This is a genomic window from Nonomuraea sp. NPDC003707 (assembly GCF_053587055.1).
Map to the genome: position 1 here is coordinate 1 of NZ_JBSFNK010000080.1, position 24,810 is coordinate 24,810.

General features: G+C 68.1%; 24 protein-coding genes, 2 tRNA genes and 1 riboswitch. Of the genes, 7 read left to right on the forward strand and 19 right to left on the reverse strand.

Annotation, left to right across the window (positions count from 1 at the left end):
- Positions 1 to 405: 405 nt before the first annotated feature.
- The 6 genes from ACWDRB_RS65845 to ACWDRB_RS65870 form a co-directional block, all read right to left on the reverse strand.
- Positions 406 to 2,979, reverse strand: coding sequence for a valine--tRNA ligase (locus ACWDRB_RS65845; RefSeq protein ID WP_449912339.1), 2,574 nt, complete (start codon positions 2,977 to 2,979; stop codon positions 406 to 408).
- Positions 2,980 to 3,050: 71 nt separating this feature from the next.
- A complete protein-coding gene (gene clpX, locus ACWDRB_RS65850; protein ID WP_185067261.1) occupies positions 3,051 to 4,334 on the reverse strand; it encodes an ATP-dependent Clp protease ATP-binding subunit ClpX in 1,284 nt (427 codons plus the stop codon).
- Positions 4,335 to 4,520: 186 nt separating this feature from the next.
- Positions 4,521 to 5,144 (reverse strand): ATP-dependent Clp protease proteolytic subunit, encoded by a 624-nt coding sequence (locus ACWDRB_RS65855; protein ID WP_192786903.1) that lies wholly within the window; start codon positions 5,142 to 5,144, stop codon positions 4,521 to 4,523.
- 14 nt (positions 5,145 to 5,158) lie between these two features.
- Positions 5,159 to 5,791, reverse strand: coding sequence for a ClpP family protease (locus tag ACWDRB_RS65860; protein ID WP_185078200.1), 633 nt, complete (start codon positions 5,789 to 5,791; stop codon positions 5,159 to 5,161).
- Between the two features lie 321 nt (positions 5,792 to 6,112).
- Entirely contained in the window at positions 6,113 to 7,504 is a 1,392-nt protein-coding gene (gene tig, locus ACWDRB_RS65865) for a trigger factor (RefSeq protein WP_350731471.1), read from the reverse strand.
- Positions 7,505 to 7,704: 200 nt separating this feature from the next.
- Positions 7,705 to 8,571 carry a helix-turn-helix domain-containing protein gene (locus ACWDRB_RS65870; protein WP_350731473.1) on the reverse strand — a complete coding sequence of 289 codons (867 nt, stop codon included), beginning with the start codon at positions 8,569 to 8,571 and terminating at the stop codon, positions 7,705 to 7,707.
- A 233-nt stretch (positions 8,572 to 8,804) separates the two neighbouring features.
- Between ACWDRB_RS65870 and ACWDRB_RS65875 the strand changes: the two genes are divergently transcribed.
- Positions 8,805 to 9,281, forward strand: a complete 477-nt coding sequence (locus tag ACWDRB_RS65875) for an ATP-binding protein (RefSeq protein ID WP_357745423.1) — start codon at positions 8,805 to 8,807, stop codon at positions 9,279 to 9,281.
- 12 nt (positions 9,282 to 9,293) lie between these two features.
- Here ACWDRB_RS65875 and ACWDRB_RS65880 read toward each other — a convergent pair whose 3' ends face one another.
- The 4 genes from ACWDRB_RS65880 to ACWDRB_RS65895 all read right to left on the reverse strand — a co-directional run bounded on the left by ACWDRB_RS65880 (position 9,294) and on the right by ACWDRB_RS65895 (position 12,836).
- Positions 9,294 to 9,794: a DinB family protein gene (locus ACWDRB_RS65880; RefSeq protein WP_449912343.1), complete on the reverse strand. Its 501-nt coding sequence runs from the start codon at positions 9,792 to 9,794 to the stop codon at positions 9,294 to 9,296.
- Positions 9,795 to 9,814: 20 nt separating this feature from the next.
- Positions 9,815 to 10,771 carry a coiled-coil domain-containing protein gene (locus ACWDRB_RS65885; RefSeq protein ID WP_449912344.1) on the reverse strand — a complete coding sequence of 319 codons (957 nt, stop codon included), beginning with the start codon at positions 10,769 to 10,771 and terminating at the stop codon, positions 9,815 to 9,817.
- Positions 10,772 to 10,776: 5 nt separating this feature from the next.
- Positions 10,777 to 10,918, reverse strand: a riboswitch (cyclic di-AMP (ydaO/yuaA leader).
- 65 nt (positions 10,919 to 10,983) lie between these two features.
- Positions 10,984 to 12,063 carry a galactose-1-phosphate uridylyltransferase gene (gene galT, locus ACWDRB_RS65890; RefSeq protein ID WP_449912345.1) on the reverse strand — a complete coding sequence of 360 codons (1,080 nt, stop codon included), beginning with the start codon at positions 12,061 to 12,063 and terminating at the stop codon, positions 10,984 to 10,986.
- On the reverse strand, positions 12,060 to 12,836 hold the full coding sequence (locus tag ACWDRB_RS65895; protein ID WP_449912346.1) for a DeoR/GlpR family DNA-binding transcription regulator: 777 nt from the start codon (positions 12,834 to 12,836) through the stop codon (positions 12,060 to 12,062). The genes galT and ACWDRB_RS65895 overlap by 4 nt, the downstream gene beginning before the upstream one ends.
- Before the next feature lie 145 nt (positions 12,837 to 12,981).
- Between ACWDRB_RS65895 and ACWDRB_RS65900 the strand changes: the two genes are divergently transcribed.
- Positions 12,982 to 13,059, forward strand: a complete 78-nt coding sequence (locus ACWDRB_RS65900; protein ID WP_376776135.1) for a 50S ribosomal protein bL37 — start codon at positions 12,982 to 12,984, stop codon at positions 13,057 to 13,059.
- A 35-nt stretch (positions 13,060 to 13,094) separates the two neighbouring features.
- Here the strand turns inward: ACWDRB_RS65900 and ACWDRB_RS65905 are convergent, their stop codons facing one another.
- The 4 genes from ACWDRB_RS65905 to ACWDRB_RS65920 all read right to left on the reverse strand — a co-directional run bounded on the left by ACWDRB_RS65905 (position 13,095) and on the right by ACWDRB_RS65920 (position 16,053).
- Positions 13,095 to 14,405, reverse strand: a complete 1,311-nt coding sequence (locus tag ACWDRB_RS65905; protein WP_449912348.1) for a TrpB-like pyridoxal phosphate-dependent enzyme — start codon at positions 14,403 to 14,405, stop codon at positions 13,095 to 13,097.
- 38 nt (positions 14,406 to 14,443) lie between these two features.
- Entirely contained in the window at positions 14,444 to 15,070 is a 627-nt protein-coding gene (locus tag ACWDRB_RS65910; protein WP_449912350.1) for a uridine kinase, read from the reverse strand.
- A gap of 2 nt (positions 15,071 to 15,072) precedes the next feature.
- Positions 15,073 to 15,654 carry a hypothetical protein gene (locus tag ACWDRB_RS65915; RefSeq protein WP_449912352.1) on the reverse strand — a complete coding sequence of 194 codons (582 nt, stop codon included), beginning with the start codon at positions 15,652 to 15,654 and terminating at the stop codon, positions 15,073 to 15,075.
- Positions 15,655 to 15,979: 325 nt separating this feature from the next.
- A tRNA-Gly gene (locus ACWDRB_RS65920) sits at positions 15,980 to 16,053 on the reverse strand.
- A gap of 89 nt (positions 16,054 to 16,142) precedes the next feature.
- On the opposite strand from ACWDRB_RS65920, the gene ACWDRB_RS65925 reads away from it, so the two are divergent.
- Positions 16,143 to 16,219: transfer RNA gene (locus ACWDRB_RS65925), tRNA-Pro, on the forward strand.
- Positions 16,220 to 16,493: 274 nt separating this feature from the next.
- Here ACWDRB_RS65925 and ACWDRB_RS65930 read toward each other — a convergent pair.
- The gene (locus ACWDRB_RS65930; protein WP_449912354.1) at positions 16,494 to 17,723 is read right to left on the reverse strand and encodes a serine hydrolase domain-containing protein; all 1,230 of its coding nucleotides are present in this window, start codon (positions 17,721 to 17,723) and stop codon (positions 16,494 to 16,496) included.
- A gap of 259 nt (positions 17,724 to 17,982) precedes the next feature.
- Positions 17,983 to 18,384 carry a hypothetical protein gene (locus ACWDRB_RS65935; RefSeq protein WP_449912356.1) on the reverse strand — a complete coding sequence of 134 codons (402 nt, stop codon included), beginning with the start codon at positions 18,382 to 18,384 and terminating at the stop codon, positions 17,983 to 17,985.
- A gap of 156 nt (positions 18,385 to 18,540) precedes the next feature.
- Between ACWDRB_RS65935 and ACWDRB_RS65940 the strand changes: the two genes are divergently transcribed.
- A complete protein-coding gene (locus tag ACWDRB_RS65940) occupies positions 18,541 to 19,425 on the forward strand; it encodes a LysR family transcriptional regulator (RefSeq protein ID WP_449912358.1) in 885 nt (294 codons plus the stop codon).
- A gap of 123 nt (positions 19,426 to 19,548) precedes the next feature.
- On the opposite strand, the gene ACWDRB_RS65945 is transcribed toward ACWDRB_RS65940, so the two are convergent.
- Together ACWDRB_RS65945 and ACWDRB_RS65950 are read right to left on the reverse strand one after the other, a co-directional pair.
- Entirely contained in the window at positions 19,549 to 19,899 is a 351-nt protein-coding gene (locus tag ACWDRB_RS65945) for an MmcQ/YjbR family DNA-binding protein (protein WP_355200209.1), read from the reverse strand.
- A gap of 10 nt (positions 19,900 to 19,909) precedes the next feature.
- On the reverse strand, positions 19,910 to 21,214 hold the full coding sequence (locus ACWDRB_RS65950; RefSeq protein ID WP_449912361.1) for a M50 family metallopeptidase: 1,305 nt from the start codon (positions 21,212 to 21,214) through the stop codon (positions 19,910 to 19,912).
- Positions 21,215 to 21,370: 156 nt separating this feature from the next.
- On the opposite strand from ACWDRB_RS65950, the gene ACWDRB_RS65955 reads away from it, so the two are divergent.
- Complete coding sequence (locus ACWDRB_RS65955; protein WP_350731497.1) at positions 21,371 to 21,967, forward strand: response regulator transcription factor; 597 nt, start codon at positions 21,371 to 21,373, stop codon at positions 21,965 to 21,967.
- Between the two features lie 117 nt (positions 21,968 to 22,084).
- Here the strand turns inward: ACWDRB_RS65955 and ACWDRB_RS65960 are convergent, their stop codons facing one another.
- Positions 22,085 to 23,200 (reverse strand): PP2C family protein-serine/threonine phosphatase, encoded by a 1,116-nt coding sequence (locus ACWDRB_RS65960; protein ID WP_449912363.1) that lies wholly within the window; start codon positions 23,198 to 23,200, stop codon positions 22,085 to 22,087.
- A 118-nt stretch (positions 23,201 to 23,318) separates the two neighbouring features.
- On the opposite strand from ACWDRB_RS65960, the gene ACWDRB_RS65965 reads away from it, so the two are divergent.
- Together ACWDRB_RS65965 and ACWDRB_RS65970 are read left to right on the forward strand one after the other, a co-directional pair.
- A complete protein-coding gene (locus ACWDRB_RS65965; protein ID WP_449912365.1) occupies positions 23,319 to 24,548 on the forward strand; it encodes a GNAT family N-acetyltransferase in 1,230 nt (409 codons plus the stop codon).
- 24 nt (positions 24,549 to 24,572) lie between these two features.
- Positions 24,573 to 24,719: a hypothetical protein gene (locus ACWDRB_RS65970; protein WP_350731502.1), complete on the forward strand. Its 147-nt coding sequence runs from the start codon at positions 24,573 to 24,575 to the stop codon at positions 24,717 to 24,719.
- Positions 24,720 to 24,810 lie beyond the last annotated feature (91 nt).

The following is a 24,810-nucleotide window of genomic DNA, read 5'->3' on the forward strand; positions in this document are numbered from 1 at the left end:
GCAATTTCCGTCATAAATGACGGGGATATGCATGTGTATCTCATGCACTGGCTTTTAACACACTGTTGAGTTCTCAAGAAACGGACGCGTACATCCCCACCAAGATCTTGGTTAGACCCTAGTGCGGAGGCGCACATTTCATTTCCTTCAGTCTAGCAGATCCGGACGATCCTTGTCAAACCGCCCGATCCGGTAGCTTCCGGACTTGCCTCTCTTCGAGGCAACCCTGCTAACTTACTCCAACTTTCGGCGCTTGTCCAACCGTGCGGCTGGACCCGCCCGAAAACCGGGGGTAGATCAGAAGGGGTGTCAGGGCAACCGCCCTACGTTGAAAACTGTAGCAGCCCCGACGGCGTCGAAGGTCCATCTTAGGTAACGAATGGACCTTCCCCGCGTTCGTATGGTTCAAACCCCGAGCCCGGCGAGCTGTGCCTCGAGGCGCGCGATGTCCGCGGCGGCCTGCTCGGCACGGCTCCTGACCTTGGTGACCACGTCTTCCGGCGCCTTGGCCATGAACTGCGCGTTGCCCAGCTTGGCGGCCACCTGCGCGGCCTCCTTGCGGGCGACCGCCAGGTCCTTCTCCAGGCGCTTGCGCTCGGCCACGACGTCGATGGCGCCCGCGGTGTCGATGTCCACGGTCACCCCGCCCACCGTGAAGCTCGCCGTGGCGCCGAACGACTCCGCCGGCTCCGTGAGGCGCAGCAGCGACCGGATCGCGCTCTCCTGGCCGACGAGCGCAGTGGCCGCCAGCCCGAGCCGGGCGGCGACCTTCTGGCCCGGCTTGAGCCCTTGATCCGAGCGGAACCTGCGGACCTCCGTCACCAGCTCCTGCAACGCCCCGATCTCCGCCTCTGCCGAAGCGTCGGTGAAGCGGGTGTCGACCTCCGGCCACGGCGCCGCCACGATCGACTCGCCGCCCGTCACGGCCCGCCAGAGCTCCTCGGTCACGAACGGCACGAGCGGATGCATCAGCCGCAGCAACGCGTCGAGCACGTGGCCGAGCACCAGCCGAGTGTGTTCGAGCCCTTCGCCGAGCTGGATCTTGGCCAGCTCCAGGTACCAGTCGCAGACCTCGTCCCACGCGAAGTGGTAGAGCAGGTCGGACGCCTTGGCGAACTCGTAGTCCTCGAAGGCCGCGTCGGCGGTCGCCACCACGGACTGCAGGCGCGACAGGATCCACCGGTCGGCCGCCGTCAGCTCGGCCCCTTCCAGCGATCCGACGGCCGCGCCGTTCATCAGGGCGAACCTGGTGGCGTTCCAGATCTTGTTGCAGAAGTTACGGGACCCGGCCGCCCACTCCTCGCTCACCGCGACGTCGGCGCCGGGGTTGGCCCCGCGCAGCAGGGTGAAGCGGGTGGCGTCGGCGCCGAAGCGTTCGATCCAGTCGAGCGGATCGACCACGTTGCCGAACGACTTGGACATCTTCTTGCCGTACTGGTCGCGGACCATGCCGTGCAGCGCGACCACGCGGAACGGCGGCTCGCCGTCCATGGCGTAGAGCCCGAACATCATCATCCTGGCCACCCAGAAGAACAGGATGTCGTATCCGGTGACCAGCACGGAGGTCGGGTAGAAGCGCTGCAGCTCGGGCGTCGTGTCCGGCCAGCCGAGCGTCGAGAACGGCCACAGCGCCGAGGAGAACCACGTGTCGAGGACGTCGGAGTCCTGCGTGTAGCCGGCAGGCGGCTCCTCGTCCGGGCCCACGCACACGACCTCGCCGTCCGGCCCGTACCAGACCGGAATGCGGTGCCCCCACCAGAGCTGCCGGGAGATGCACCAGTCGTGCATGTCGTCGACCCAGTCGAAGTAGCGCTTGGCCAGCTCCGGCGGGTGGATGCGGGTGCGGCCGTCGCGGACGGCGTCGCCCGCCTCCTTGGCCAGCGGCCCGACGTTGACGAACCACTGCAGCGACAGCCTGGGCTCGACCACGGTCTTGCAGCGCGAGCAGTGGCCGACCGAGTGGAGGTAGGGGCGCTTCTCGGCGACGATGCGGCCCTCGGCGCGCAGCGCGGCGACGACGGCGGGCCTGGCCTCGAAGCGGTCGAGCCCCAGGAAGGGCCCGTGCGCGGTGATGACGCCGCGCTCGTCCATGACGGTGATCGACGGCAGGGAGTGACGCCGTCCGATCTCGAAGTCGTTGGGGTCGTGGGCGGGGGTCACCTTGACCGCGCCGGTGCCGAAGGCAGGGTCGACGTGCTCGTCGGCGACCACGGGGATCATGCGCCCGGTGAGCGGCAGCTCCACCATCGTGCCGACCAGGTGCGCGTACCGCTCGTCAGAGGGGTGGACGGCCACGGCCGTGTCGCCGAGCATCGTCTCGGCGCGCGTGGTGGCCACCACGATCTCGTCGGAGTAGCGGATCGAGATCAGCTCGCCCTCGTCCTCGCTGTGCTCCACCTCGATGTCGGAGAGCGCGGTCAGGCAGCGCGGGCACCAGTTGATGATCCGCTCGGCGCGGTAGATCAGCCCGTCGTCGAACAGCTTCTTGAAGATCGTCTGCACGGCCCGGGAGAGCCCGGTGTCCATCGTGAACCGCTCGCGCGACCAGTCGACGCCGTCGCCGAGCTTGCGCATCTGGCCGAGGATCCGGCCGCCGGACTCCTCCTTCCACTCCCAGACCCGCTCGACGAACGCCTCGCGCCCGAGGTCGTGCCGCGACTTGCCCTCCTTGGCCAGCTCGCGCTCGACGACGTTCTGGGTGGCGATGCCGGCGTGGTCCATGCCCGGCAGCCAGAGGGTCTCGCGCCCCTGCATGCGGGCGCGCCTCGTCAGCGCGTCCTGGATGGAGTGGTCGAGCGCGTGGCCGATGTGCAGGACGCCCGTCACGTTGGGCGGGGGCAGGACGATGCTGTACGGCACGCGCGAGCTGCCCGGGTCGGCGGTGAAGTACCCCTGGGATACCCAGCGCTCATAGCTCCGGGTCTCGACGTCGGCCGGGGTGTACTGGGTGGGCAGCTCTGGCGTTGTCACGGTGACCAATTCTAGGGAGGTGGGAAAGCAAAACGCCCCAGGGATCGACTCCGCAGGGGCGCTTGCCGTGGTTTATGGGATCAGGCCGACTTTTCCCGCGGCGTGCGCTGCTGCTTGGCGGCAAGCTGGTCGCGGGGTACGAGCGTCGGGATGGCGTGTTCGAGGACGGACTCGCGGGTGATGACGACGCGGGCCACGTCTTGGCGCGACGGCACTTCGTACATCACCGACTGGAGCACTTCCTCCAGGATCGCGCGCAGCCCGCGGGCGCCGGTGCCGCGCAGGATGGCCTGGTCGGCGATGGCCTCGAGGGCGCCGTCGGTGAACTCCAGCTCCACCCCGTCGAGCTCGAGCAGCTTGCGGTACTGCTTGACCAGCGCGTTGCGCGGCTCGGTGAGGATCTGGATGAGCGCCTCGCGGTCGAGGTTGTGCACCGAGGTGATGACCGGCAGACGCCCGACGAACTCGGGGATCATGCCGAACTTCAGCAGGTCCTCGGGCATCACGTCGCCGAAGATGTCGGCCGTGTCGACCTCTTCCTTCGAGCGGATGATGGCGTTGAAGCCGATGCCCTTCTTGCCGATGCGCGACTCGATGATCTTTTCCAGACCGGCGAACGCGCCGCCACAGATGAACAGCACGTTGGTGGTGTCGATCTGGATGAACTCCTGGTGCGGGTGCTTGCGGCCGCCCTGCGGGGGCACGCTCGCCGTGGTGCCCTCCAGGATCTTCAGCAGCGCCTGCTGCACGCCCTCACCGGAGACGTCGCGCGTGATCGACGGGTTTTCGCTCTTGCGAGCGATCTTGTCGACCTCGTCGATGTAGATGATGCCGGTCTCGGCCTTCTTGACGTCGTAGTCGGCGGCCTGGATGAGCTTGAGGAGGATGTTCTCCACATCCTCGCCGACGTATCCCGCCTCGGTCAGCGCGGTGGCGTCGGCGATGGCGAACGGCACGTTGAGCATCTTCGCCAGGGTCTGCGCCAGCAGCGTCTTGCCCGAACCGGTCGGCCCGAGCAGCAGGATGTTGCTCTTGGCCAGCTCGAGGCCGTCGTCTCTGCCCCGGTCGCCCGACTGCACCCGCTTGTAGTGGTTGTAGACCGCCACCGAGAGGGCCTTCTTCGCCTTGTCCTGACCGATGACGTAGGCGTCGAGGAACTCGTAGATCTCCCTCGGCTTGGGCAGGTTGTCCCACTTGAGCTCGGAGGACTCCGAGAGCTCCTCCTCGATGATCTCGTTGCAGAGATCGATGCACTCATCGCAGATGTAGACGCCTGGACCGGCAATGAGCTTCTTGACTTGCTTCTGACTCTTTCCACAGAAAGAGCACTTCAGCAGGTCTCCCCCGTCGCCGATGCGTGCCACCCCAGATACTCCTTTGCGTGGGACCGCCCTGCTCCTGCGAGAGCAGTGTCTCCGGACATCCTCCGGACTTGGCCGAACCGCTCAGGTTTCGACGTTACCGTCTTCTGGGCCCTCAGTGAGCCCCCTAGCGGCGAGTCGCACCGGAACGTGCCCTATTGGGCAGCGCTCCGGTGCGTCACGTCCCGTCTAGGAAGCCACGGCCTGAGCGCGCTTCTTCCTGGACGGGATGATGTCATCGATCAGACCATACGCCTTTGCCTCGTCCGCGTTGAGAATTTTGTCGCGTTCGATGTCCTTGCGGACTTGGGCGGCGGTCTTCCCGGAGTGCCTCGCCACGATGTCCTCGAGGAGGTTTCGCATGCGAAGGATCTCGCGGGCCTGGATCTCGATGTCACTGCCCTGGCCGCCACCCTCGGTGGACGGCTGGTGGATCAGCACCCGGGCGTTGGGCAGCGCGAATCGCTTGCCCGGGGTGCCGCCGGCCAGCAGCACGGCCGCGGCCGACGCTGCCTGGCCCAGGCAGACGGTCTGGATCTCCGGCCGGACGAACTGCATCGTGTCGTAGATCGCCGTCATGGCGGTGAAGGAGCCACCCGGCGAGTTGATGTAGATGCTGATGTCACGGTCGGGGTCGAGCGATTCCAGCGTCAGCAGCTGGGCCATCACGTCGTTGGCCGACGCGTCGTCGATCTGCACTCCGAGGAAGATGATGCGGTCCTCGAAGAGCTTGTTGTACGGGTTCATCTCCTTCACGCCATATGACGTGCGCTCGACGAAGGAGGGGAGAACGTAGCGGCTCTGGATGTTCACTTCTCTGCTCCCCCTTAGGAGACCGGGCCCTGTGAGGGCACCTGCCGCGCACTGCGGACCACGTGGTCGATGAAGCCGTAATCCTTGGCTTCCTCGGCCGTGAACCAGCGGTCGCGGTCGGAATCGGCCTCGATCTGCTCCAGCGGCTGGCCCGTGTGGTGGGCGATCCGCTCGGCCAGTGTCTTCTTCACATAGAGCATCTGCTCGGCCTGGATGGCGATGTCGGCCGCGGTGCCGCCGATGCCTCCGGACGGCTGGTGCATCATGACCCGGGCGTGGGGCAGGCCATATCGCTTGCCCTTGGTGCCCGCGGTGAGCAAGAACTGCCCCATCGAAGCGGCCATGCCCATCACAACCGTGGAAACGTCGTTCGGTACGTATTCCATCATGTCGTAGATGGCCATGCCAGCGCTCACCGAGCCACCCGGCGAGTTGATGTAGAGCGTGATGTCACGGTCGGGGTCGTCGGCCGCGAGCAGCAGGAGTTCGGCGCAGATGCGGTTGGCGATCTCGTCATTGACCTCCTGCCCGAGCACGATGATGCGCTCACGCAGCAGGCGCTGGTAAAGCTGGTCCTCAAGCCGGAAGGACGAGCCGTTCTCACGGCCTCGCGACTCAGGCTGATAGAAGGTCGGCGGGCTGGTCACAGCGTCACCTTCCGATGCGTCGTAATCGATTGGCTTTGCTTGTGACCTTAACGCGCGCCGCGCACAGCTCATGCCCGGTCCCCGTACTGTTCGCTGACGGCGCAGGTTCAGCACGCCCTCCTGCGGCGTGGCTCCCTGAAGCGCCACGCACGGCCTGCCGGCCGCGGGTCCGGCACCCGGAGGCCCGCCGAAGCCCTCCGGGTGCCCACGAGCCTTCTGAGGGCCTTACACGGCCTGCACGTCTTCTTCGGGAGCTCCCCCGGAAAGGCCGAAGCCCCCGAACCGGACGGTTCGTGGGCTTCGGAAAGAGCGGGAAGGCGGTTACGCCTCGGACTTCTCCCCGGCGGGCTCGTCCTCGGCGGCGGCCTCTTCCTCCACGACCTCCTGGCCGTTGATCTCGGCGTAGATCGCCTTGAGGTCCACCTCGTTGCCGTCGGTGTCGACGACCTTGGCGGCGTCGCCGAGCACCGACTTGGCCTTGTCGCGCACGATCTCGACCATGGCCAGCGTGAGCTGGTCGTTGTCGGCGAGGTGCTTGGCCAGCTCGTTGGGCTGCACGCCCATCTCCATGGCGCGGCGGACGACGAAGTTGGTCAGCTCCTGCTCGGAGACACCCAGCTCCTCGGCCTTGACGATCTTGTCGAGCACGAAGCCGACCTTGATCGCGCGGGCGGAGTTGGTGTCGAACTCGGCGAAGCGCTCCTCCTCCGTCGTCTGGTAGAGACGGAAGAAGGCGTCGCGGCTCAGGCCGCTCTCGGCGATCTGGTGGTCGAGGTTGTGCTTGCGGGCGTCGACCTCGGCCTTGAGGGCGCTGTCCGGGAGCGGGATGTCGATCTGCTCCAGCAGCGTGTCGAGGGCCTTCTCGCGGGACTGCACGACCTGGTCGATCAGCTTGTTGCGGCGGGCCTGCTCGCGGATGCTGGTCTTGAGCTCGTCGAGCGTGTCGAACTCGCTGGCGAGCTGGGCGAACTCGTCGTCGAGCTCGGGCAGGACCTTCTCCTTGACCGACTTGACGTTGATGATCACGTCGGCCTCGTCGCCGGCGTTCTCGCCGCCGACGAGCTCGGTCTTGAAGCTCTTCTCCTCGCCCGCGGACATGCCCTCGAGCGCGGCGTCGAGGCCCTGGAGCACGGAGCCGGCGCCGACCTCGTAGGAGACCTCGCTGGCCTGCTGCTCCTCGATGTTGTCACCGTCGATCTCGGCGCGCAGGTCCATGACGACGAAGTCGCCGTTGGCGGCCGCGCGCTCGACGCCGGTCAGCGTCGCGAAACGCTGGCGCAGGGAGTCGAGCTGGGCGTCGACGTCCTCGTCGGAGACCTCGGCGGAGTCGACCGTGACCTCGAGGCCCTGGTAGTCGGGCACCTCGAAGTTGGGCCGGATGTCGACCTCGGCGGTGAACTCGATCTGCTCGCCGTCCTCGATCTTCGTGACCTCGATGTCGGGCTGCGCGACCGGGAACACGTCGACCTCGTCGACGGCCTTGCCGTACAGCTTGGGCACCGCGTCGTTGAGGGTCTCCTCCAGCACTACCGCCCGGCCGAAGCGCTGCTCGATGATGCGGGCCGGAACCTTGCCAGGCCGGAACCCGGGGACGCGCACCTGCTGCGCGACCTTCTTGTACGCCGCATCCATGCTCGGGCGCAGCTCGTCGAACGGCACCTCGACAGTGAGCTTGACCCGGGTCGGGCTGAGCTCCTCGACAGCGGTCTTCACGGAATGGTCTCCTTGATCAAGCTACGAGTGATCGCGGGCGCGTCCATCGGTTACGGCACACGCGCCGCGCCCACATGTGCGGTGTTGGGCATGCTCCGCCACGGCGGGATCCAACGCCGATGGCCAGTCTAGGGCAGATGCGTACCCAACAACGACGTCCGCGCCGTCACAAGTCGCCCGCGATCATCCGTTACCGTCCGTCAGAACTCGTCCGCGATCGTCCGCAACAGCTCGACCGTCTCGTCCGGAGTGGTGCTCACGGCGCAGAGTCGCTCCATCACCTCGGTGTATCGGTCCACGTCTTCACGCTTGTCGAGGTAGAGCGCGCTGGCCAGCTGCTCGACGTACACGACGTCGGGCAGATCGGTGTCGGGGAAGCGCAGGACGCTGAACGCCCCGCCTTCCGCGCTGTGCCCGCCGAAGCTGAACGGCATGATCTGAATAGTGATTTTGGGCTGGCGCATCAGGTCGATGAGGTGCTCGATCTGGGCCCGCATCACCTCGACGCCGCCGATGGGGCGTCGTAGGGCGGCCTCGTCGATCACGGCCCAGAACACTGGCCCGTCCGGCCTGTCGAACATCCGCTGGCGCTCCAGCCGGAGATCCACTCTTCTGGAGATCTCCTCGGCCCCGATTCCCGCCGATCCGGCGGTCACGACGGCCCTTGCGTACTCCTTGGTCTGCAGCAGTCCTGGCACGAACTGGACTTCGTAGGTCCTGATCCTGGCGGCGGCCTCTTCAAGGCCGACGTACGCCTGGAACCACGTGGGCAGGACATCGTTGAACCGGTGCCACCAACCAGGCTCGTTGGCGGTGGCGACCAGGTCGAGTACGGCGGAGCGGGCCTGCTTGTCGATGACCCCGTAGAGGGTCAGCAGGTCCGCCACGTCCCGTTCTTTGAACCCCACTCGGCCCAGCTCCATGCGGCTGATCTTGGATTCGGAGCCACGGATGAGGTGGCCCGCCTCCTCACGAGTGACGTTCTTCGCTTCCCTGAGCTTGCGCAGCTGGGAGCCCAGGAGGATGCGCAGCGCCGTCGGTCCGGAACCCGGCTGGTTCTGCGTCACTTTGCCTCCTATCAAGGTCCGCACACACAGTGACACCACATTGCCGGGTATGACAAGGTCTCAACCCCGTGTCCGATTAGCAGAGTTATGCCCCAAAACGCCGCTTGCTACTGCACAATGCAAGTGCACGTGCATTTGGGTCTTGCAGGTGCAGCGATCGTGACCCATGATGGCTTAGTGCATATTGGGCCAAACATGCACTAAGTCGGACTGAACGGGGAGGTATCGGCAGCATGGTGGAGGATCCTCTGGCCACTGCCGATGCCTTGCAAATCACCCGTGACGTGGGCTTCGACCACCTGCTCATGGGTGGCAAGCCGTACACGACCTCGTGCCCGTTGCCCTTTCAGGCCGACTCCGTGAAGACGGCCAGGGACGTGACCCGCTCGACCCTGAAGGGCTGGGGCCTGCACGAACTCAGCGACGACGCCGCGCTGGTGGTGTCGGAGCTCGTGACCAACGCGGTGCGCTACGCGATGTACGCGGCGGGACGGCGGGAGATCGAGCTCTTGCTGATGCGCGTACAGCCGCACGTGCTGCTGGCGGTGGCCGACCCCAGCGACGAGGTGCCGCGCCCCAAGGAGCCGGACTTCATCTCGGAGAACGGGCGCGGCCTCTACATCGTCGAGACCTACAGTCAGTGCTGGGGCTGGGACCCGCTGGCCCGCGGCGGCAAGGCCGTGTGGGCGCTGTTCCGCACCGAGCCCTGATCATCGGTCTCGTTACTCTCCGGTCACCCCGTCGATGCGCTCGCGCAGCAGATCCGCGTGACCGTTGTGCCGCGCGTACTCCTCGATCATGTGGATGAGGATCCAGCGATGGGTGCACTCCTGCCCTCTGTGGTCGCCGACGGCGTCCAGCGGCCTGGCGTCCGAGATGGCGCGGGCGCGCTCGATCTCCTCTTCCCACGTGACGATGGCGTCCTTGACCGAGGCGGCGTCCACTTCCTTGAAGTCGGCGTCGTTGTCGCGGTCCTTGTCCCACAGCTTGGGGAGGTCCTCGCCGTTGAGCACGCGGCGGAACCAGGAGCGTTCGACGTTCGCCATGTGCCGGACCAGGCCGAGCAGGGACATGGTCGAGGGTGAGACGGAGCGCAGGCGCAGCTGATCGTCCGACAGGCCCGCGCATTTGACGGCGAGGGTGCCGCGGTGCCATTCGAGCCAGTTGTTCAGCGTGGTCCGCTCGTCGCCGGTGAGAGCGGGCGGGATTCGGGTGTCAGTCATGATGTCCGACCTTATCCAGCTCAGTACATCGAGATGTGGACGTGGTCGTAGTGGTTCTCGGTGACGCTGCCGCGGTCCGACATGGCCCGCCAGCCCGAGCCCATGTTGATGCGCTGCTTCCAGATCACGTACTTGACGCCGAGCTTGCCCTTGTTCTTGAGCGCCCAATCCGCGATCCGGTCGCCCAGGGCGTTGTTGATGGCCGCGGGCATCGTCCCGCCGGTGCTCATCATGAAGTCGCAGGCCCGCCCGAGCGGGTGCTCGCCACTGGAGCCCGAGCGGAAGCAGCCCACCGTGAACGGCAGCTTGAAGTTCTTGGCCAGCTCCGCCTTCATCAGCCGCGTACGGGCCGTGATGTTGTCCGAGCCCGAGGGCAGTTCCGGTGCCCAGCTCCCGTCGGACTTTCGGCCGGGACCGAGCGGCACGAGGTCCTGGAGCTTCTTCTTGATGTCGTCGATGACGTCCTCGGCCTCGGAGCGCTGTTCGGTCACGTCCTTGGCGTCCACGCCGATCTGGGTGGCCAGCGCGGCGGCCTCGTCGGAGGCCTTCTTCTTGTCGTCGCGGGCCTTGGCCACCCCCTGGACGAGGGCCTGCTGCTCGGCCGTCAGCTGTTCGAGCAGGGCGGCGCCGCCGCCGTTCTGGACCATCAGGACGGAGGGCAGCGACGGGTCGTGGTTCTGGTAGCGCATCCTGGCGAGGTCGCCGACCCGCTGCTCGGCGGCGGCCAGCGCCTTCTCCGCGGCCGCCAGCCGCTCCTTGGCCGCCTTGGCGGCCGCCTGCGCCTTGGCCAGCTCGACACGCTTGAGGTTGTACTTCTCGATGAGCTTGTCGATCTTGCTGTTGAGCTGCTTGAGCTGGGTGCGGAGCTCGGCCTCCGACGGCTTGGGGGCAGCCGAGGCCGCGGTCGCCGGCAGGAGGGCGACGGCTGCGGCGGCGACGAGGCCGATGGCAAGAGTCGCGGGGGACGGAGCCGCCACGTGGATGTTCCTCTCCCTCTGCCGGCCGGGTTAGCTGACGGGTTCGGGCTGGGAGCTGCGTGCCCTACCACCGAAGTGGATTCACCCCAGGTGCGGGTGGGTCCCCGGCTCCCGGGCGACTCGCCCGGGATTAGGCGTGTGCCTGCTGTTACGGCCAGGCACAAAAGGGATATTAGTGGTAGATCACGAGTAACGCGACCCCCATTAGAAATCTAATAGTGATCTACCTGTGATCGAAGCATCCGGGCGGCCTCCTCCGGCAGCACGTCGTTCACGAACGCCCCCATGGCGGACTCCGACCCGGCCAGGTACTTGAGCTTGCCCGGCGCCCGCCTGATGCTGAACAGCTCCAGGTGCAGGTAGCCGAGCTCGCGGTCCTGCCGCACGGGCGCCTGGTGCCAGGCCGAGATGTACGGCATCACCACGCCGAACAGGTCGTCGAAGGCCCGCAGCACCGAGGTGTAGAGGGGCGCGAACGCCGACCGCTCCTCCTCCGTCAGCGCGGCCAGATCGGGCACCTGCCGGTGCGGGTAGATGTGCACCTCGTACGGCCACCGCGCGGCGGCCGGCACGAACGCCGTCCACAACTCGTTGGAGGCCACCACGCGCGTCCCCGCGGCCCGCTCGGCGGCCAGCACGTCGGCGAACAGGTTTCCCTTCGTGTAGCGCCTGGCGGCGGCGAGCTGGAGCCTGGTCCTGGGCGTGACGTACGGGTAGGCGTAGATCTGGCCGTGCGGGTGGGCCAGCGTGATGCCGATCTCCTCGCCCCGGTTCTCGAAGCAGAACACCTGCTCCACGCCCTCGATCCCGGACAGCTCGGCCGTCCGGTCGGCCCACGCCTCCATGACCAGCTCCACCTGGCCGTCGGAGAGCTGGGAGAACGACGACGAATGCTCAGAGGTGAAGCAGACCACCTCGCACCGCCCCACTCCCGGCCGGACCTCACTCAGGCCCCCCACGTCTGTATAAGTCCCGAAATTGGTGGAGAAGGAGGGGAATCGGTTCTCGAACACCACCACGTCGTAGTCGTACGCCGGGATCTCCGACGAGCGCGTGTCCGACGACGGGCACAGCGGGCACTCGCTCGCCGAGCCGGTCGGCTGGAACGTGCGCGTCTGCCGGTGCCCCGCCATCGCGATCCACTCCTCGGTCAGCGGGTCGTAGCGCAGCTCGGAGGCCACCGGCCGGGGGTCGAGCACCCGCCGGTCGATCGCGCTCCGGTCGGCGTCGTCCCGCTGATCGAAGTAGATCAGCTCACGGCCGTCGGCCAGATGGGTGATGGTGCGCTTCACGAGCCCTCCGCGATGATCAGTTCTCCGGCCCGTTCGGCCAGCTCCATGCGTGCGTCCTCAGGCAGCCCCGCGTCGCTGACGACCACGTCGGCCTCGGTCAGCTCGGCGATGGTGCTGATGCCGACCGTGTTCCACTTCGTGTGGTCGGCGGGGATGACCAGCCGGTTGGCGGCCGTCACCAGCTCCCTGTCGGTCTCCGATTCCAGCAGGTTGGGGGTGGTGAACCCGGCCCGCACGCTCATCCCGTGCACGCCGAGGAACAGCGTGTCCACGTGCAGGCGGCGGATCGCGGCCACGGCCACCGGGCCCACCAGCGCGTCGGACGGCGTGCGCACGCCGCCGGTCAGCACGACCGTGCGGTCGGAACGCGGGTTACGGTGGAAGACCTCGGCGACGGGGATCGAATTGGTGATCACTGTCAGCTCGGGGACGGCGATCAGGTGGCGGGCCAGCGCCCACGTGGTGGTGCCCGCCGAGAGCGCCACGGCCGTGCCCGGCCGGACGAGGCCGGCCGCGCGGCGCGCGATGGCCTCCTTCTCCTGCTGCTGGCGGGCCGACTTGGCGGTGAAGCCCGGCTCCTCGGTGGAGCCGGGGCCGAGGGCGGTGGCGCCGCCGTGCACCTTCTCCAGCAACCCGCGCTCGGCCAGCACCTCGAGGTCCCGACGGATGGTCATGTCGGATACGCCCAGCTCGCGGACCAGGTCCGCGACCCGGACGCCGCCGTTGCTGCGCACGCGTTCGAGGATCGTCTGCTGACGCTGCTGTGCGAGCACGCCCGCTCCTTCCAACAGATTCCACCAAATTATGACACGGAATTGTTGGGGAATGTTAGTTCGCGTGCTGCGCTTGCGCTGGTCAGCACGGGCGGGGAGGCTCGTGGCGTAGCCGATCATCGGCCCAACCACCGGAGGCGAGCTTATGGCCAGGCGCTCACGCAAGGGCAAGGCACGCAAGAAGAAGAAGGCGAACCACGGCAAGCGCCCCACGGCGCGCTGACCGGGTGGCCGCCTCTTTCGGCGGCCACCCCGCTTTCAGCCCGGCAGCTCGGTCAGGGCCTGCTCGATGCGGTCCTGCGGCAGCGTGTAGTCCTCCAGGTGCCCGGCCAGGTAGCGGTCGTACGCGCCCAGGTCGAAGTGGCCGTGGCCGCAGAGCGCGGTCAGGATCACCTTCTCCTCGCCGCTCTCCTTGCACCGCAGGGCCTCGGCGATCGTCTCCGCGAGCGCGTGCGTGGGCTCCGGGGCGGGCACGATGCCCTCGGTCCTGGCGAAGCGGACACCGGCCTCGAAACACTCGCTCTGGGCGCGGGTGACCGCCTCGAACAGGCCCAGCTCGTACATGTGCGACAGCAGCGGCGACATGCCGTGGTAGCGCAGGCCGCCCGCGTGGATCGGGTCGGGGATGAACGCGTGCCCCAGCGTGTGCATCTTGAGCAGCGGCGTGAGGCCCACGGTGTCGCCGAAGTCGTAGGCGTACACGCCGCGCGTGAACGACGGGCAGGCGGCCGGCTCGACCGCCCTGAACACGGTCCGTATCCGCCCGGCCAGCTTCTCGCGCAGGAACGGGAAGGTGAGGCCGGCGAAGTTCGAGCCGCCGCCGGTGCAGCCGATGACCAGGTCCGGCATCTCGGGCAGCTGTTCCAGCGCCTCCTCGCCGATCACGGTCTGGTGCAGGAGCACGTGGTTGAGTACCGAGCCGAGCGCGTACCGGGCGTCGGGCGTGGCGGCGGCCACCTCGACGGCCTCGCTGATCGCGATGCCCAGGCTGCCGGGCGAGTCCGGGTCGTCCGCCAGCACCTTGCTGCCCGAGCCGGTGACGGGTGACGGGCTGGCGTGGACGGTGGCGCCGTACACCTGCATGAGAGAGCGGCGGTACGGCTTCTGGTCGTACGAGGCGCGCACCATCCAGATCTGGCATTCGAGGTCGAACTGGGAGCAGGCGAACGCCAGGGCCGACCCCCACTGCCCGGCGCCCGTCTCGGTGGTCAGCAGCCGCACCCCTTCGCGGGCGTTGTAGTACGCCTGGGGTACGGCCGTGTTCGCCTTGTGCGACCCGGCGGGCGAGACCCCCTCGTACTTGTAGTAGATCCTGGCCGGCGTATCGAGGGCCTTCTCGAGCCGGCGCGCCCGGATCAGCGGCGTCGGCCGCCAGAGCCGGTAGACGTCGAGCACCTCTTGCGGGATCGGGACGAACCGCTCACCGCTCACCTCCTGGCCGATCAGCTCCATCGGGAAGAGCGGCGCCAGGTCGTCGGGCCCCACGGGCTCGCGCGTCGCCGGGTGCAGCGGCGGCGGAGGCGGGGCGGGCAGGTCGGGAACGATGTTGTACCAGTGACTGGGGATCATCGCCCCAGTCTGCGCCGCTCACGTTCCGTGTTCCAGCATCACGCGTCGCGGGTCATGACGGCGAGTCTGCGGGGATGATCGGCCCTGACCACGACGTCGGCCGCCCGCTGTGGGCGGGCCTCACGCTCGTACCGCTCGTACGCGGGCAGCCGCCACCGCTCGTCCTCGGGGGTCCCGCGCTCCAGCGCCCCCGCCGACAGCCACACGTGCACGCTCACCTCGAACGTCAGCCCCCGTCCCAGCAGCAGCGTCCCGTCCACGATCAGCACGCCGCCCGGGGACAGCTCCTCGTACGGCACCCGGTACGCCCGGTCGACGCGGCTGTCCCAGAGCCGCGGCAGCACCCGCCCCGAGCCGCCCTCGTCCAAGGGCTCCAGCACTTCCCTCCGGAGCGCCTTGACGTCGAGCCAGTCCTCGTAGAAGGCGTCCGGATCGGTCCTGCCGTGCTCCAGCCGCAGGGACGCGGGCCGCAGGAAGTCGTCCGCCGACACGCGCAGCACGGGCCGCCCGCGCAACCGGAGCGGGGCGACGAGCTCGTCCGCCAGCGTCCCGGGACGCGCCGCCGCGGCCCCGTCCACGGCCATCCGCACCCACCCCGGCCGTCCGGCGACCCGTTCGGCCAGCTCCTCGACGAGGCCGTCACGGGAGATCGCTCGCGCGCGCATGCCTACGATCGCAGGCCCGCCACGAACCGGTCCATCTCCGCGGTCACGTCCCTGAGGATCTCGACCGATCGGACGGGGTCCTCGAAGGCTTCCAAGCCGTGATCGGCGCCGGGGACCTCCAGGTACGGGTGGCCCAGCCCACGCGCGGCCTCCCCGTCCCAGAGCTTGTCGGCGCTCCCGCCCACCAGCACCGTGGGCGCCCCGGTGCGGCGCAGCGCCTCGACGACGGCCTCATGCCTGAGCAGCGGGGTGAGCCAGATCGCGGGCAGCCCCCGCTCGGCGGCCAGCGGCGCGGCGAACGTGCCGAGCGACTTGCCGACCAGGAGCAGGCGCTCGGCCCGCTCACCGTCGAGGGCCTGCCGAGCCTGCTCCATGACCCAGCCGGCCAGCTCCCCCGCGTCCTGGGTGGCCGGCGACTGCCACCAGACCTCCCGCACGGACCAGCCGTGCCGCCTGAGGACCGCGCCGGCGAAGTGGAGGAGGGGACGGGCTGGCACGTAGCCCCTTCCGGGAAGCAGCACGGCCACCCGATCAGGATCGCCGTCGTGCCGCGTCGCAGCTCCGAAGATCCTTTCTGGCACCATCCCCCAAGGATAGGCACAGACGCGAAAGGCGGGACGACGGTCGGCAAGCTGATCGATGACTCGCCACGTCCACAGGCGCGAGCCTCCGCGAGCTGATGGCCCGTATGGGGCACTCCTCCACGCGAGCGGCGCTGATCTACCGGCACGCGACGCAGGACCGTGACCAGGCCATCGCGCAGAGGCCATCGCGCAGGCGGTCGGCAAGGCGCTGAAGGGGGCGCGGAAGGAGCACGGGAAAAAGACAACGGGCACGGAAGATCAAGAAGAAGTAGTCCAGATCACGAAGGCCAGGTCGCCTCATGAGGCTGACCTGGCCTTTCGCCTTTGGAGCGGACGACGGGAATCGAACCCGCGTAGCTAGTTTGGAAGACTAGGGCTCTACCATTGAGCTACGTCCGCGCGAACCGGTCGAACTCTGGTCTAGACTTCATCCGGTCGTTAGGGCGTAAGCGTACCGGAGTCCCGGAGCGCATGCGCACTCGGCTAAGCGGGGCGTGGCGCAGCTTGGCAGCGCGCTTGCTTTGGGAGCAAGAAGTCGCAGGTTCAAATCCTGTCGCCCCGACCAGCTCAGAAGGCCCTCTCCGATGTGGAGCGGGCCTTCTGCTTGACTATCGCTCCCACGCAGTGCCGAAGACCCGCTCCACGGCCCCGGGACACACTCCCGCCGAGAGCCGCAGGCGGGCTTCAGGCAGGTGCACGTGATGCAAATTGGCCGTAGAACGGCATCAAGCGGTGTCGAGGGCTTCGGTGATCTTGCGGGCCATCTCGGCCATGGTGGGGCTGGATTCGCCCTGGTGGGTCGGAGCCGCCAGGGGGCGTACCGGGACGCGGGTTCGGTGTCAGTCGTCGATTGCCTGGTAGAGCGTGGTCCAGAAGTCCTGGATAAGCCGCGCCGGATCCGGGACTGACAGCCCGACCTGGGTGAGCAGGACTCCGGTGAGCTGGTTGGCCGGGTCGGCGTAGACGGTGGTGCCCGTTCCGCCGTCCCAGCCGAACTGGCCGATGGGCGCGTAGTCGCCACGGTAGGTGCGCACCGCCATCCCGAAACCCCAGCCGCCCTGCTGCCCTTGGCCGAACGACACATGGACGTTGTTGCCGGCCAGGGCGGTTCGGGCGGCTTCCTGCGCGGGCGTGAGGCAGTTGCTGGTCATCAGCTGGACGGCGGGCCGGGACAGGATCCGCTCGCTGCCGTGCATCCCGCCATTGAGCAGCATCCGGAAGTAGGCGTGGTAGTCGTCGACGGTGGAGGCCACATCATTGGCGGCCGACTGGAACTCCCGAGGTTGGCTGTAGCGTCCCCCCTTGGCCTCGTCCCATACGATGAACTCTCCTGTCTGCGGATCGGGTACGTAGGCGGGCGGCAGCCGGTCGATCTTGTCGGCGGGCACGTGGAAGCCGGTGTCCTTCATGCCCAGCGGGTCGAGGATGCGTTCGCGCAGGAACGTCTCGAACGGCTGGCCGGTGACCCTGGCCACCAGCACGCCCAGCACATCGATGCTGATGTGGTACTGCCAGTGCTCTCCGGGCTGGTGCATCAGCGGGAGTGTGCCGAGGCGGCGCATCCACTCGTCCGGTCCGGGCACCGGTGCTCCATGGCCGGTGAGCTCCAGCTCGAAGACTTTGCCCATGATCGGAAAGCTCATCGCCGTCAGATCCATGCCGAGCCCGAACGTGGAGGTCAGCAGGTCCCGTACGGTGATCGGCCGCCGCGCCGGCACGGTGTCGTCCAGGGGGCTGTCGGGCCGCTTCAGCACCCGCCGGTCGGCCAGTTCGGGCAGCCAGTCCTGCACCGGGTCGTCCAGCCGCAGCCGGCACTCATCCAGCAGGACCATCACCGGTGCGACCGTGAGCGGCTTGGACGTCGACGCCATCCGGAAGATCGTGTCCCGGCCCATCGGCGCGCCACCGTCATGGCGCATCGTCCCGAGGGCTTCGACGTGCGTCTCACCACCCCGGCTGAACAAGGCGACAAGCCCGGGAATCTTCCCCGACTCAACGCGCCGTGCCAGCATCTCATGCAGTCTGCGCAGCCCCGCCTCGGAGAAGCCGCCATTGCTCTGTCCCATCATGAATCTCCTTGCGCGCAGTGTTCGATCTTGTGAGACCCGTCCAAGCGTGTCGCTCATGGGCTTCCATGAGCGACCCGCGAGGGTCGGAGGTGGGCTCGGCGTGGCCAGGTTCGTAGCCCCGAGGCCGCAATCGCTGAACCGTTCATGGCGTCCACCATCGCCGACCGCTCTGATACCGGGCCGTTGCCGTCCTGACACCGCCGCTGACACGCGGCGGGAAGTAGCCGGCCGGGCATGACCCCCGTGCCCGCGACATCCATCAAGCGGCGTCGAGGGCCTCGGTGATCTTGCGGGCCATCTCGGCCATGGTGGGGCTGGGCTCGCCCTTCTGGATCCGGGCGGCTGCTTCGATGGCGACGATGACGGTGCGGCGGAAGTTGTCGGCCTCTGCCGGAGCCTGCTTGTTGAGCAGGCTCATGGATGCCGTCAGGGCCGGCAGCACCTGGTCAGCGAGTCCGGCTACGGACTTGCTGTTCAGATCCTTTGGCGCCTTGGCGAGCACGTGCCCGACCAGGCCGGTCGCGGAGGTCAGAGCGATGGAGCCTTCGGTGGCGACCTTGTGGGGAGAGCCGGCGGCACCAGCGGCGGACATCAATGAGACGGCGCCCCACGCGGCGGTCCGCAGGGTGAGCGTGTCCTGGTCGGTAAGGGTGATGGACATAGTGGCGTGCTCCTTGCATCGGTTACGAAATTCAGTCGAATACGGTCTTGTCGGCGCCCGGGGTTCCGGATCCGAGGATCGAGTACGGTGGATCACCGGAACAACGACAATCGACGCAAGATCACATAAAGCGGGGCTCATCATGGCAGGTCAGGCGTGGAACTGCGTGACATCGAGATCTTCCTGACGCTGGCCGAAGAGCTGCACTTCGGGCGCACCGCCGAGCGCCTGCACGTCTCCCCGACCCGGATCACCCAGGTGATCAAGAAGCAGGAGCGTCAGATCGGCGCCCAGCTGTTCGTCCGGAACAACCGCAGTGTCCTACTGACGCCCGCGGGAGTGCGCCTGCGTGACGACCTGCGGCCGATCTACCACGCACTCGGCGAGAGCGTGGAGCGGGCCAAACGTGAGGCGCGGAACAAGAGCGAGACGCTGCGCTTCGGCATGCTCAGCACCAACACCGCCGAGCTCCGTCCCCTCTTCGACGCGTTCGCGGCCCACCGCCCCCGCTGCGAGATCCAGCTCCGCTACATCAGTTTCAGCGATCCCTTCGGACCCCTGCGTGCCAGGGAGGTCGACGTGCTGCTGGCCTGGCTCCCAGTCGAGGAGCGCGACCTCACCGTGGGTCCGATCATCTCCACCGAACATCCCGTGCTGGCCGTGTCAGCCACACATCGGCTGGCCATGCGGAAGTGGGTGAGCCACGAAGACCTCGGCGAGGAGGTCGTCATGGGCGGCGCCCATCCCGGCTACTGGCGTGAGGCGATCGTCCCCGCCCGTACCCCCAGTGGCCGGCCCATCCGCATCGGGCCGATCGTGTCGACCGGTGAAGAAATGCTCCCCATCCTCGCCGCCGGAGAGGCCGTCTCCCCCGTTTTCGGTCACTCTGCCCGCTACTACGCACGGCCGGACATGGTTCACGTGCCCATTCGGGACGCGCTGCCGCTGCGCTGGGCACTCATCTGGAGCACCGCAGCAGAAAACGACCTCATCCGCCACTTCGCCCAGGCTGCCCGTGACGTCGGCGAGCTCGAATTCTGAACGAGAGCTCCGGCACATCGGCACCAGCCCTCCTGTCTGATCACCTCGTACGCCACCCCTACGACCAGCGGTGACCCAAGGGCCACCTCCACCACGGAGGTGGCCTTCGGCGTTTCACGCCGGTCAGGGCATGCGGGCGATCAGCGACTTCGGGGCGATCTGGCGGTAGGCGTCGGCGACGATCTCCGCGACCTCCGTCCAGTCCACCTCCACGTCCAGGTAGACCCCCAGCCACCCCCGGTGCCCCACGTACGGCGGGCGGAAGAAGCGGTCCGGGTCCTCGGCCACCAGCTCCCCCTGCGTCCCGGGAGGCGCGGCGCACCAGAAGGCGAGCCGGTCGTCGTGGTGGTGGTCGGCGAACATCACGAACGTCTTCTTCCCACGGACGAACCAGGTCGGCTCCCCGTGGCTGGGCCGTTCGGTGACCTCCGGCAGCGCGAGGCAGAGGGCGCGCAGCCGTTCCAGGGCGTCCATGGCCGGGGCGTCAGCCGGTCAGCGTGAGCGGGTTGACCAGGTCGGCGTAGACCAGCAGGCCGGCCATGATCATCATGGCGAACGCGATCACGTACGTCAGCGGCAGCACCTTGGCGATGTCCACGTAGGCCGGCTCCGGCCGGCGCATGACCTTGGCGTAGGCCCGCTTGATGCCCTCCCACAGCCCGCCGGCGATGTGGCCGCCGTCGAGCGGCAGCAGCGGGATGAGGTTGAACATGCCGATCGCCAGGTTGAACCCGGCCAGCAGGTTGACGAAGAAGGCGATCTTGTTCGTGTTGGACAGGTCGGAGGCGAGGATCTCGCCGCCCAAGCGGCCCGCGCCGACCACGCCCACCGGGCCCTCGGGGTCGCGCGCCTCGCCGGAGAAGGCCGCCTGCCAGACGCCGACCATCTTCTGCGGCAGGTTGACGATCGAGCCCGCCACCCGGCCCATCAGCTCGCCCATGTAGCCGGGCACCTGGCCCATACTCTGCTGCTGCATGACCTCCGTGGGCCGGACACCCAGGAAGCCGACGTTCTTGTCGATCTTCTTCGGGTCCTGCGGGTTGGGCCGGTCCTGGGCGATGAGCGTGACGTTGAGGGTCATGGGCTTGCCGTCGCGGACGATGCCGAGCGCGACCGGGCCGGCGCCGTGGGAGCGGATCAGGCGGGTGGCGTCGTCCCAGGAGCCGATCTTCTGGCCGTCGAAGGAGACCATGCGGTCGCCGCCCTTCAAGCCTGCCAGGGCGGCCGGGGTGGACTGGTCGGTGGGCTTGCACGTGTTGCGGTGCTCCGAGATCGGGATCACGCATGTGTCGGTCTCGGGCGACACGATCGGGGCCAAGGTGGGCAGGCCGATGCCGACCAGCAGGATGCTGAAGAAGACGAACGCGAGCACGAAGTTCATCAGCGGGCCGCCGGACATGATGATGACCTTCTGCCACCACTTCTTCCGGTAGAAAACCCGGTCCTCGTCGCCGGGGCGCACCTCCTCCTGCGCCGCTTCGCGCGCGGAGTCGATGAGGCCCTGGAACGGCCCGGTCGAGGCGCTCCTGAGCTTGGTCGGGTCGTCACCGGGGCGCGGCGGCAGCATGCCGATCATGCGAATGTAGCCGCCGAACGGGATCCACTTGATGCCGTACTCGGTCTCGCCCTTGCGCCGTGACCAGGCGGTCGAGCCGAAGCCGACCATGTACTGGGTCACCTTGACGCCAAAGATCTTGGCCGGCACGAGATGTCCTATCTCGTGCAACGCGATGGAGAACATCAGCCCGAGGAGAAAGAGGATGATCCCCACGATGTAGAGCCAGTTCATCTATGCGCGCTCCGTAGCCGACGACAGGGGTGGACGAACCGTCCGACAGCCCCAGGGTAGTCGAACAACCCCCGCTCCACGGCTTGCGTGCCATTTAGAGAGGATTGACAGTCCGCTATCAAACAATCACTCTGGGTGACGACGAAGGGGGTCGACTTGATTCAGATTCTGATCGCCGAGCACCTGCCCTTGGTCCGCCGCGGACTGCTCGCCACCCTGGAGGCCGAGCCTGATCTGCGCGTCGTCGCCGAGGTCGGCTGTCCCGAGGCGGCGGTGCGGGCGGCGCTGGCGTACGGGCCCGACGTGGCGGTCGTCGACCTCGACCTGCCGGGGCTGCCGGTGGCCGTCCAGCTCGCCGAGCTGGCGCCGCGCTGCGGGGTGCTGATGCTGTCGGCCCGCCCCAACCCCGGGCAGGTGCGCAAGGCGCTGGCGGGGCCCGCGCTGGGGTTCATGAGCCTGTGCGTGGGGCCGGAGCGCCTCGCCGAGGGAGTGCGCCAGGTCGCGGAGGGCGGCCGGGCCATCGAGGCGGAGCTGGCCGTGGCCGCGCTCCAATGCGCGACGAACCCGCTGACCCGGCGGGAGCTCGACGTGCTGCGGATCGCCGCGGGCGGCGCGCGTTCCACGGAGATCGCCGACCAGCTCTTCCTTTCGGTGGGCACCGTGCGTAACCATCTGTCGCGGATCATGTGCAAGACGGGCGCCCGCAACCGTCTCGACGCCGTACGCATCGCGAGCGACTCCGGGTGGATCTGAGACGGGTCCGGCGGAGCCGCGCCGCTCCCCCGGGCCCGAACCCCTAGAGGATCTCAGCAGCGCGAGGACGCCGCCAGTGAGCACGATCACGACCGCCCCGTGTGAAACGTCACCGATCTAGGGCCGCCAGATCAGCACCAGCGCGCAGTCGTCGTTGTGGCCCGAGGACATGGCGTTGACCAGGGCCCTGGCGCCGTCGCGGAAGCCGGACGGCAGCAGCCGTTCCGCCTCCCCGAGCAGCCGGTCGAGCCCGGCGTCGATGTCGCGGCCCGGCTGCTCGATCAGCCCGTCGGTGTAGAGCAGCAGCGCGTCACCCTTGCGCAGGGTGCCGCTGTCGGGCTCGCAGTGCAGGTCGGGGACGACGCCGAGCACCACGCCCTTGGCCGTGGCCACCTGCCAGTTTCCGGTGCCCGCGTCGAACTTCACCACCGGCGGATGACCGGCCGAGGTGATCGTGTAGTCGCCGGTGTCGAGGTCGAGGCGTACGTGCACCGCGGTCACGAAGCCCTCGTCGCCCCGCTGCCGGTGCAGGTAGGTGTTGCACGCGGGCAGGAAGTCCTCGACCGAGCCGAGCAGCCCGCCGAATGTGCCCGACAGCAGCAGCGCCCTGGTGCCCGCGTCGACCCCCTTGCCCGACACGTCGACCAGCGCGATCTCCACGGAGTTTCCGTCGCGCATGGAGACCAGGAAGTCACCGCCGAACGAGGACCCGCCCGCCTGCTTGAGCACGACCTTGCCGCCCCAGTCTTTCGGCAGCGCGGGCAGCTCGCCCTGACTCCTGAGCCGGTCGCGCAGCTCCAGCAGCATCGCGTCGCCACGCAACCCCTGGACGCCCAGCTTGCCCCTGGTGCGCGCCATCAGCACGGCCAGCACAGTGGTGAACCCGATCGTCACCATGAGCCCCAGCCCGACGTGGCCCACACCCAGCGTGATCGCGATGTAGCCGAGCGCGGCCCCGACCCCCACCAGCAGCTTGACCAGGCTGCGCAGCCGCAGCTGGAGCCCGCCGATCAGGGTGACCAGGATGAGCAGCGACGGCGAGAAGAATTCGGTCGAAACCTTCGCCGCCAGGAACCCGATGACGAGCGCGAGCGTGGTCAGCGCGACGAGCAGGTTGCGGTCGCGGGCCAGCGGGCCACGCCGGACGAACCGCACGGCAGCCACCAGAAACGGCACCCGCACCAAGACCGCGCGGACCCGTGGCGGGATCAGCGGCGCCGGACGGGTACTCATGATGGGCCTGACTGTATCGGTCTGACCCGTGTTTGGGCAGCCCACTTGACCAAGGCCTTGATCATTAAGCACGTATATTGGGTGGCCGTCCCCCTTTGCCCGCTCCTACCGTGGACAGATGACGTATCCCATCCGTCCGATTGACGAGTCCGAGTGGCCGGTCTATTTCCCGGTCCTCGAAGAAGCGTTCGGCTGGACTCCGCACCCCCAGCAACGGGAACGGTTCAAGGCGGAGACCGAGTTCGATCGCACGCTGGCTGCCTTTGACGGCGATGTCATCGCGGGCACCACCGCCGTCCTGAGCCTCACCATGACCGTCCCCGGCGGCCGGCTCCCCGTCGCGGGCGTGACGAGCGTCAGCGTGCTCCCCTCGCACCGCCGCCGCGGCATCCTGTCCGCGCTGATGCGCAGGCAACTCGCCGACATCCGCGAGCGCGGCGAGAGTGTCGCCGCGCTCTACGCCTCCGAGGCGGCCATCTACGGCCGGTACGGATACGGCAGGGCCTCGCACGAGCTGTCGTTCCGCATCAACAAGGCCGGCTCCGCGTTCGTCGGGAACGCCCCCGTGGACCCGTCGCTCAGGCTCAGGGTGGCCACGCCCGCCGACGTCCGCGCCGACCTGGAGCAGGTGTTCGCCTCCGTCGCGACCCGCCGCCCGGGTCGCTATGACCGCCAGTCGCACAACTGGGACGCGGTGCTGGCCGACGAGGAGTTCGACCAGCGCGGCAACGGGCCGCTGCGCTCGGTGCTCGCCGAGGACGACGACGGCGTGCGCGGCTATGCGCTGTTCCGGATCAAGGGGTCCTGGGACGCCAACGGCATCCCCGACGGGGAGCTGAAGCTGCAGGAACTGGAGGCGACCGACCCGGCGGCCTACGCCCTGCTCTGGCGCAACATCCTCGACCGCGACCTCGTCTCCAAGATCGAGGCGGGCGGCAGGCCGGTGGACGACCCGCTGATCGCGCTGATCGCCGACCAGCGCCAGCTCCGCGCGACCTGGGCGGACGAGCTGTGGGTACGCGTGGTCGAGGTCGACAAGGCGCTCATCTCGCGCGCCTACTCGGCGCCGGTGGACGTGGTGATCGAGGTCGAGGACGACGTGTGCCCGTGGAACGCCGGGCGCTGGCGGCTCACCGCCGACCCGACCGGCGCCGAGTGCAAGCCGGTCGAGGACGAGCCGGACGTGACGCTGCCGGTGGCCGTGCTCGGCTCGGCCTACATGGGCGACGGCCTGCTCGTGGAGTCGCTGGAGGCGGGCCTGCTGCGCGAGCACTCAAGCGGCTCGGTACGCGCGCTGGCCACCGCGATGTCGTGGAGCCCGAAACCGTGGTGCGGCCTCGTCTTCTGATGAGCCTGGCGTAAGGTCGATGGCATGGCATTGCAGAGCCTGCAGATCACCGCGACCATCGCCATGCGTGCCCGCGACGTGTCGAAACCGTCGAAGGAGCAGCAGGAGGCCGCCGACCGGCGGCCCCTGCGCGACGAGATGCCCAAACGCGACGTCAAGCGCAAGGGCTAGACGAGTAAGTCCGATCTCCGGTCAGTGGTCGTAGGCGGTCAGTGACCGGGTGATCGGGGCGTTGGTTGCGTGGTTGTGCCAGATCGCGGCG

What these genes read in the sequence shown, in the direction of transcription:
- ACWDRB_RS65965 (WP_449912365.1), top strand. Translation starts at nt 23,319, where the DNA reads ATGACGTATCCCATCCGTCCGATTGACGAGTCCGAGTGGCCGGTCTAT.
- ACWDRB_RS65945 (WP_355200209.1), bottom strand. Translation starts at nt 19,899, where the DNA reads ATGGACGCCCTGGAACGGCTGCGCGCCCTCTGCCTCGCGCTGCCGGAG.
- ACWDRB_RS65950 (WP_449912361.1), bottom strand. Translation starts at nt 21,214, where the DNA reads ATGAACTGGCTCTACATCGTGGGGATCATCCTCTTTCTCCTCGGGCTG.
- ACWDRB_RS65900 (WP_376776135.1), top strand. Translation starts at nt 12,982, where the DNA reads ATGGCCAGGCGCTCACGCAAGGGCAAGGCACGCAAGAAGAAGAAGGCG.
- ACWDRB_RS65960 (WP_449912363.1), bottom strand. Translation starts at nt 23,200, where the DNA reads ATGAGTACCCGTCCGGCGCCGCTGATCCCGCCACGGGTCCGCGCGGTC.
- ACWDRB_RS65915 (WP_449912352.1), bottom strand. Translation starts at nt 15,654, where the DNA reads ATGGTGCCAGAAAGGATCTTCGGAGCTGCGACGCGGCACGACGGCGAT.
- ACWDRB_RS65910 (WP_449912350.1), bottom strand. Translation starts at nt 15,070, where the DNA reads ATGCGCGCGCGAGCGATCTCCCGTGACGGCCTCGTCGAGGAGCTGGCC.
- ACWDRB_RS65970 (WP_350731502.1), top strand. Translation starts at nt 24,573, where the DNA reads ATGGCATTGCAGAGCCTGCAGATCACCGCGACCATCGCCATGCGTGCC.
- ACWDRB_RS65905 (WP_449912348.1), bottom strand. Translation starts at nt 14,405, where the DNA reads ATGATCCCCAGTCACTGGTACAACATCGTTCCCGACCTGCCCGCCCCG.
- ACWDRB_RS65880 (WP_449912343.1), bottom strand. Translation starts at nt 9,794, where the DNA reads ATGACTGACACCCGAATCCCGCCCGCTCTCACCGGCGACGAGCGGACC.
- ACWDRB_RS65875 (WP_357745423.1), top strand. Translation starts at nt 8,805, where the DNA reads ATGGTGGAGGATCCTCTGGCCACTGCCGATGCCTTGCAAATCACCCGT.
- ACWDRB_RS65930 (WP_449912354.1), bottom strand. Translation starts at nt 17,723, where the DNA reads ATGATGGGACAGAGCAATGGCGGCTTCTCCGAGGCGGGGCTGCGCAGA.
- ACWDRB_RS65935 (WP_449912356.1), bottom strand. Translation starts at nt 18,384, where the DNA reads ATGTCCATCACCCTTACCGACCAGGACACGCTCACCCTGCGGACCGCC.